This window comes from Trebonia sp. (genome assembly GCF_030042015.1).
Lineage (GTDB): Bacteria > Actinomycetota > Actinomycetes > Streptosporangiales > Streptosporangiaceae > Trebonia.
Genome location: NZ_JASIAL010000393.1, coordinates 1 through 7618 on the forward strand (window position 1 = coordinate 1; position 7618 = coordinate 7618).

Annotated in this window: 3 protein-coding genes; all 3 read right to left on the reverse strand. The window is 74.9% G+C overall.

What is annotated here, in order from left to right; all coding sequences use genetic code 11:
- On the reverse strand, positions 1-2911 hold a 2911-nt coding region (locus Q1N79_RS21390; protein WP_300611654.1), incomplete at its 3' end, for a nitrate reductase subunit alpha.
- Positions 2912-3189: 278 nt separating this feature from the next.
- Positions 3190-6495 carry a BTAD domain-containing putative transcriptional regulator gene (locus Q1N79_RS21395; protein ID WP_300611652.1) on the reverse strand — a complete coding sequence of 1102 codons (3306 nt, stop codon included), beginning with the start codon at positions 6493-6495 and terminating at the stop codon, positions 3190-3192.
- 443 nt (positions 6496-6938) lie between these two features.
- Positions 6939-7618 (reverse strand): hemerythrin domain-containing protein (locus tag Q1N79_RS21400; protein WP_300611653.1); only part of this gene is annotated, 680 nt, incomplete at its 5' end.

Sequence of the window (7618 nt, forward strand, 5' to 3'; positions counted from 1 at the left end):
CCCGTTCGGCGGCCAGGTCGGCCAGGGGCATCCCGGTACGCTCCTCCAGATCCCGCCAGCCTTGCATCGCGACCTGGCCGTTGGTGGTGCCCGACAGGGCCAGGATCGCCTCGGCCAGGTGCACGTCGCGGCCGAGCGAGGGCCGCCCGTCGCCCGGGCCGCCGCGCACCGTGCCGTTGGCGCGGCGCAGGTAGTCCACCGCGGCCGCCGGCACCCAGGTGACGCCCTTGGCGGTGGTGCCGAGAGTGTCGGTCAGCGGGCCGAGGGCCGCCATCTTCTCCGCGGTCGCCGGGTAGTCCCGCTCGACCGTGACCAGCCGCGGCATGCTCACGCCGGGCACCGGCTCGCATTCGCCGACCTTCCAGTCGCGGACGGCCCCGCCCGGCTGCGCCAGCTCATCGGGGGTGTCGTGCATGAGCGGGGCGGCGAGCACGTCGGTGCGCGTGCCCAGGTGCTGGCCGGCCAGCCGGGAGAACTCCGCGGCGATCAGCGTGAACGCGTCGAAGTCGGTGCGTGCCTCCCACGGCGGCGCGATGGCGGGGTTGAACGAGTGCACGAACGGGTGCATGTCGGTGGTCGAGATGTCGTGCTTCTCATACCAGGTGGCGGCAGGCAGCACCACGTCCGCGAACGTGCACGTGCTGGTCATCCGGAAGTCGATCGCGGTCAGCAGGTCCAGCTTGCCGCGCGGTGCCTCCTCCCGCCAGCTCACCTCGGCCGGCCGCAGGCCCTCCGGCGACTCCTGCGCCCGCACCGCGTCGTGGGTGCCGAGCAGGTGCCGCATGAAGTACTCCATGCCCTTGCCCGACGAGCCGAGCAGGTTCGCCCGCCACACGGTCAGCACCCGCGGCCAGTTCGCCGGGTCATCGGGGTCCTGCGCGGCGAACCGCAGGCGGCCCGCCCGCAGCTCGCGAACGACGTAATCGGCGACAGTCAGCCCGGCCCGTTCGGAATCATCGCAAAGATCTAGCGGGTTACGGCCGAAAGCGGGGTGCGACGGGGTCCAGCCGAGACGGGACGCCCGGGCCACGCAGTCGGCGAAGGTCTGCCCCGCGAACAGCCCGCGGCCGAGCGGGCTGGCCAGCTCCGCGGGGCCGAAGGCCTCGTACCGCCACTGGTCGGTGTGCAGGTAGAAGAACGAGGTGCCGGTCATGTGCCGGGGCGGCCGCAGCCAGTCCAGCGCGAACGCCACCTGCTGCCAGCCCGCCAGCGGCCGGACCTTCTCCTGGCCCACGTAATGCGCCCAGCCGCCGCCGTTCACCCCCTGGCAGCCGCACAGCATGATCAGCGTGAAGAACGTCCGGTAGATCTGGTCGGAGTGGAACCAGTGGTTGGTGCCGGCGCCCATCGCGATCATCGACCGGCCCTTCGACAGCTCCGCGTTGCGGGCGAACTCGCGCGCGACCCGGGCCGCCGCGGCGGCCGGCACGGACGTGATCGCTTCCTGCCAGGCCGGGGTGCCCGGCGTGCCCGCGTCGGCGTAGCCCGCCGGCCAGGCGCCAGGCAGGCCGTCGCGGGGCACGGCGTACTGCGCCATCAGCAGGTCGAAGACCGTCGTCACCAGGTGCGGCCCGATCCGGGCCGCCGGGACCCCGCGGCGGACTGCGGCGCCGCCCTCGGTCTGGCCCGTGTCGAACCGGGGCAGGTCCACTGGGACCGCCTCATGATGGCGGCCGTAGCAGGTGAGCACCGGGTCGATGCCGCCAAGGTCGAGGTTCCATTTGCCCGCGCCCGACTCGCCGAAGCGGAATCCGAGCGAGCCGTTCGGGATGGCCGGCCCGCCGGTCGCGGCGTCAAGCACGACGGTCTTGTGGGCCGCGCCCTCGGCGGTGTCCCCGAGGTCGGCCGCGGTCAGGAACCGGTCAGGCACGTAGCCGTCCCCGCGTTCCCGCAGCGTCACCAGGAACGGCGCGTCCGTGTAGGTCCGCACGTAGTCAGTGAAGTAGGGGACCTGGCGGTCGCGGAAGAACTCGGTGAGCACCACGTGCCCCATCGCCATCGCCAGCGCGCCGTCGGTGCCGGGCGCCGCGGGCAGCCAGTCGTCGGCGAACTTGGTGTGGTCGGAGTAGTCGGGGGAGACCACGACGACCTTCTGCCCCCGGTACCTGGCCTCGGTCATGAAGTGCGCGTCGGGCGTGCGCGTGATCGGCAGGTTGGTGCCCCAGACGATCAGGTAGGAGGAGTTCCACCAGTCCCCGGACTCCGGGACGTCGGTCTGGTCGCCGAACACCTGCGGGGAGGCGGGCGGCAGGTCGGCGTACCAGTCGTAGAACGACAGGATCGTGCCGCCGATCAGGGACAGGAACCGGGTGCCCGCGGCGTAGGAGACCTGCGACATGGCCGGGATCGGGGAGAAGCCGGCCACCCGGTCCGGGCCGTAGGCGCTGATCGTGTGCACGTGCGCGGCGGCGATCAGCTCGGTGGCCTCCTCCCAGGAGGCGCGCACGAACCCGCCCTTGCCGCGGGCCTGCTTGTAGCGGTCCGCCTTGGCCGGGTCGCCGGTGATCTCCGCCCAGGCGTCCACCGGGTCGCCCAGGCGCCGCCGCGCCTCGCGCCAGAGCCGGAGCAGCTCGTCCCTGATGTAGGGGTACCGCACCCGGGAGGGCGAATACGTGTACCAGGAGAACGACGCCCCGCGCGGACAGCCCCGCGGCTCGTACTCGGGCGAGTCCGGGCCCGTCGAGGGGTAGTCGGTCTGCTGGGTCTCCCAGGTGATGATCCCGTCCTTGACGTACACCTTCCACGAGCACGAGCCGGTGCAGTTCACCCCGTGCGTGGACCGGACCACCTTGTCGTGCCGCCACCGCTCCCGGTAGAACTCCTCGGCGGCGCGGCCGCCCGTGCGGTGCACCGCGCGAAAGTCCGGGCTGGGGGTCCCGCCGGGGACGAAGAACTGCGCCTTGCGCAGCAGCCGCTCGACCGGCTCGCCGGCCGGCAGCAAGGGCGCGAGCAGGTCGCCGTCCTGGGTGCCGGGCGTGGTCACGTCCTGCCCGCCAGGCGTGCCGGCGTGCGCTGCTGTCGGCTCGGCCACGTAACCCCCTCGTCGATCCGGCGGCCGAGGCGTGTCCTCGCCTCCTCGCCGCCGGCTTTTGCCGGGTTAGGCTAAGCGCCCGGGCTTGCAGCTTCCCTGCAGTTCTCCGGCTCGCCGGCGTTAGCCGCGAGGGTGCGCAAGCTCGCCGGTGCCCCGGGTCAACGGCCGGCGAGTTCGCGTAGCCGCGGCACGAGGATCAGGTAGCCGTCATCGCGCGCCTTGTCCGCGGCGGCCGCGGCGGCCGCGGCGGTCGCGCGGCTCGCCTCGCCGGCGCCCTGGCTGGCGAGCAGCTCGGCGTGCGCCCACCGGGCCTCGTGGCGGGTGAGCGGCGTTCCTCCCGCCAGGGCGGCCCGGATGTGCGGTGCCGCCTCGTCCGGTCGTCCCTGGCGGGCCAGCAGGGCGCCGAGCCGGGACGCCGCCCAGGCGCGGAAGAACGGGATGCTCTCTGCGGCCTCAAGCGAGCGGCGGTAGGCGGCTTCGGCCCGGCCGGGCAGCCCCGCCGCCTCGCAGGCGATACCCAGGCCGCGGTGGGCGGCGGCGGTCCATTCCGCGTGCCCGATGCGGGCGGCGATGTCGGCTGCCTGCTCCGCCGATCCGATCGCCTCGGCGCCCCGGCCGACTGCGGCCAGGGCCTCGCTGCGGTGCCACAGGGACTCGGCCTCCACGGCCGGATGGCAGGCAGCGCGGGCCCAGGCGAGGGTCTCTTCGATCTCCGTCAGGCCCTCAGCGGCGTGGCCGAGGAAGGCGAGGGCGTGGCCGCGAGTGGCGCGCGGGCTCCACAGCCGCAGCACTTCGCCGGGTGTGACCGCCAGGTGGGCCAGCCGGTCGAGCTGTTCGACGGCGTCGGGCAGCCTGCCCTCGACGAAGCATGCCATCGCGCGCCAGTACAGCAGGCGGGCGCTGCCGCGGCTGTCGCCGGCCTGGTCAAGCAGCCGGGCTGCCCGGCGCACCCGGTGCCGGGCACGGGTCAGGTTGCCCCCGGCCAGGTCGATGATCGCGGCTGCCGCCAGGGCCTGGCCCAGGGCGGCGGGCTGATCCCCGGCCTCGGCGATCGCCAGTTCCGCCAGTTCGGCGCCGCGAGCCGCGTCGGCGGTCCTGGCGTCCAGGATGGCCAGCTGGGCCAGGACATGGGACCGGGCGGGCGGATCATCGAGGCTGTCAAGCGCGCTGGTGAAGTCGGCGCGGGCCGCGGTGAGCTGGCCGGCGCGGCGGTGTGCCTCCCCGCGCGTCTCAAGCAGCACCGCCCGGGCACGGCCGTCCGGGTCGAGCGACAGGCCGGCCCCGGCCAGCCGGATCGCCTCACGGTCGCAGATCCGGTCAAGCTCGCGGCGCGCGGCGGCCGCGTACGCCCGTGCGGCCGCGTCGCTGTCGCCGCTTGCGGCCAGATGGCTGGCGGCCTCGGCGGGGTCGGCGCCGCATTGCCGCAGCGCCCGGGCGAGCAGCGCGTGGAACCGGGCGGTTTCGGCGGGGCAGATCGTCGCGGTGACCGCCCGGCGGACCAGCTCGTGGCTGAGTGCCCAGCCTCGCGGGCCTGGGCTGGCCATTCCGGCGCTGCCCAGTCCCTCCAGGGTGTCCAGCGCGGAATGCAGGCCGGTGCTGCTCGCGGCGGCGAGCAGCGCCGGCGGCGCCGGGCGGTCAAGCAGCGCAAGCAGGCTCAGCATGTGCCGCCACCGGGAGGGCAATCCGGCCAGCCGGTTCCCCGCGGCCTGCCCGAACCCGGCGGCGACGATGCTCGCGGCAGCCACGGCGTCGCGGCCTGGCTGCAGCCGCCACTTCCTGCCCGCGCCGCGGGTGATCACCCCCTGCCGGGCAAGGGCGGCGATGACTTCGGTGATGTTGAACGGGGTGCGGCCGGCCTGCCGGAGGATGGCCTCGGCCAGCAGCTGGTCGCTGAACAGGCCCCGGATGACACGGGCCGGCAGCGGCCCGAGCGTGATGCTGGTCAGCTGCGGGGGCGGCAGGCCAAGTGCTTCGGCGGGGTCGGCGAAGGCGTTGGCGGCCGGCCGGTAGGCGGCCGCGAGGCTGACGCTGTCCAGCCGGCGCAGCAGCAGGCCCAGCAGGGTCAGGCTGGTCGGGTCGGCCCACTGCATGTCGTCGGCCACGATCAGGCAGCGCGGCCGTGCCACGGCCGCGAGCAGGCGAACCGCGCCCTGCAAGGCGAACGCGCGGCGGGTCCGCTCATCCGCGAGGCCGGCGGCGGCGCCGCGCGGCACCGCGAGGCCGGGCACCACCTCGGCCAGCGCGCTGGCCTCCGGTTCCGCCAGGACCGCCGCTACCGGGACCGGCAGCCGCCGGGCGGCCTGGCCGAGCAGCCTGCCAGCCAGCGACCATGCCTCGTGCCGATCCGGGGCGAACGCCTGCGCGGCCAGCACGGGCATGTCGGCCCGCCGCGCCGCCTCCGTCAGGAGCGCGGACTTGCCGATGCCGCTCGGCCCGGTGATCATCACCACCGGGGGACCGTGGCCGCCGGCCGCCGCGGCGATCACCGCGCACTCCTGCTCACGGCCGAGGAACGGGTTCCCGCTACCGGGACAGGATCCGTCCGGCGGGCCGGGCTGCCCACGGGAGGGGGCCGGCTGGCCTCCTCCCGGCTGGCCTCCTCCCGGCTGGCCTCCTGCGGGCCGGCCTCCTCCGGGCTGGCATGCCAGGACCCGCTGGCGGACCTGGCGGGCCCGCGGCGTGGGCGCCAGGCCGGTTCCTGCGGCGAGCTGATCCCGGTACTCGTCGAAGGCGGCCAGCGCCCCGGCCTGGTCACCCGCGGCGGCCAGCGCGCGGACCAGCAGCAGCACCGAGGACTCGCGCAGCGGTTCGGCGGCCAGTGCCTGCCTGGCCCAGCTGGCTGCTTCCATCGCCGCGGCGTTGCCAGGGCTGTCCAGGGCTGCTGCCGCGGCTCCGTCCAGCGCTTCCAGGCAGGCCAGGGACAGCTGCCGGCGGTCGGCTTGCGCCCAGTCGGCGTAGGTGTCCTCGGGGAGTGGGTCGCCGCGCCAGATGTCCAGCGCCGCGCGGAATGACCCGAGGGCCTCGCCGGGCCGTGCTGCCAGGGCGGCCCGGCCGGCCAGTACCGCGGTCAGGAACTCCTCGGCGTCAACCCGGCAGCGGCCGCCCTCGGCGAGGCTGTATCCGCCTGAGCCGGTCCGGATCAGCGTGCGATCGCCCATCGCCCTGCGGATGCGGCTGACCAGGACCTCGATGTTCCCCGCGGGATCTCCCGGGGGGGCGTCCGGCCACAGCGCGTCGGCGATCAGGTCCTTCGGGACCAGCGTTCCCCGCCGCAGCGCCAGCAGCCGCAGCAGCCGGCAGGCCATCCTGCCGCCGAACGAGCCGAGTGCGATCTCCTGGCCGTCACGCTCCACCGCGAACCTGCCAAGCAGCCTGATCCCGAACACCGCGGCGGCGCCAGGCGGGCTGCCGCCGGGCGGCGGGGGGCTGGCCGTGGAGGGCCGCTGTCCGGCGGCGACATTCATCGGTTCACCGGCCAGGCAGGCCCCGGGTGAACATCCTCAGGCGGCCTTCAGCTCGCACGTCCGCCGCCTCCTTCGTCCTGGCATGAGAACGCCGCAGTTGTGCCTTGGGGTGATGCCGGTCAGCTTCATGCTGCCCACGGACAGCGCGCGCCACACGAGCCCCGGACCGCGCGCAGGCGCCACGGCTGCCGTTCGCACTGGGAGACTAGGCATGCTCAGCTGCCTGTGCCAGGGACCAAGGTCCTTGCCTACCGCGGCTCGGGCAAGCGGGGGCGGAGCGAGGCCATGCGGGCGGCGGCAGCGTGAGCGCCGCACCCGTGCCGGCGGTCCGCGCCGTTCGTATCGCGAGTGCCATGAATGCCTCCTGTGCACGAGTCGCTCGCTTTGATTCGCGCCTGCCCCACCGTTTGCGCGGCGCGGAATGCGCACCCCGGCCTTACGGGTCAGCCAGCCGCCCGGCGACGGGTGACCTGCGTCCGCCACCGGTCCGGCCCGTCCTGCAGGACGGTGAACCGGTAGCCGCCCGGGCGCAGCTCGCTGACCTCCCGCCACACCGGGTCCAGGTCCGTGCCGGACAAGAGCTCGACCTGCTCGCCGCGAGTCATCCGCAGCAGCCGGTCGACAGCGGCGGTGATCGCCTCATCCGCGGGAAGCGCGTCGAGGTCGACCGCAGGACCCTCCGTAAGCGGGTACCAGTCGCGTGGATGCCCGCCGAGCGCCACGGTGCCCGGCACGCCCTGCGCCGTGGGCCCCGGCGCCAGCAGGCTCTCCTCGGCGCGCAGGTGACACTCGAGCTGGGCGGCGAAATCACGGGCGGCGGTGGCCACCTGCCCGCAGGACATCGGCTGCTCTCCGGCGGCCGCCCGGGCCAGCAGGTCAGCAGCCGCGCGCAGCCGGGCATGGTCCCTGGCCAGGCCGGCCGCCTGCCCGGCAGGGGCAGCGGGAAACAGCAGCGCCTCCTCATCCGACGCCTGGCGCAGCACCTCTGCCCGGGCGTACCCGGCCAGCGCCGCCAGCTCGGCGCCGGGCCACCGGCCAGCCGCGGCCGCGGTCAGCAGCTCGTCCGCGCGCGCCGTGACCTGCCCAAGCAGCAGCACATGCTCCTCGGCCAGCGTCAGCGGCG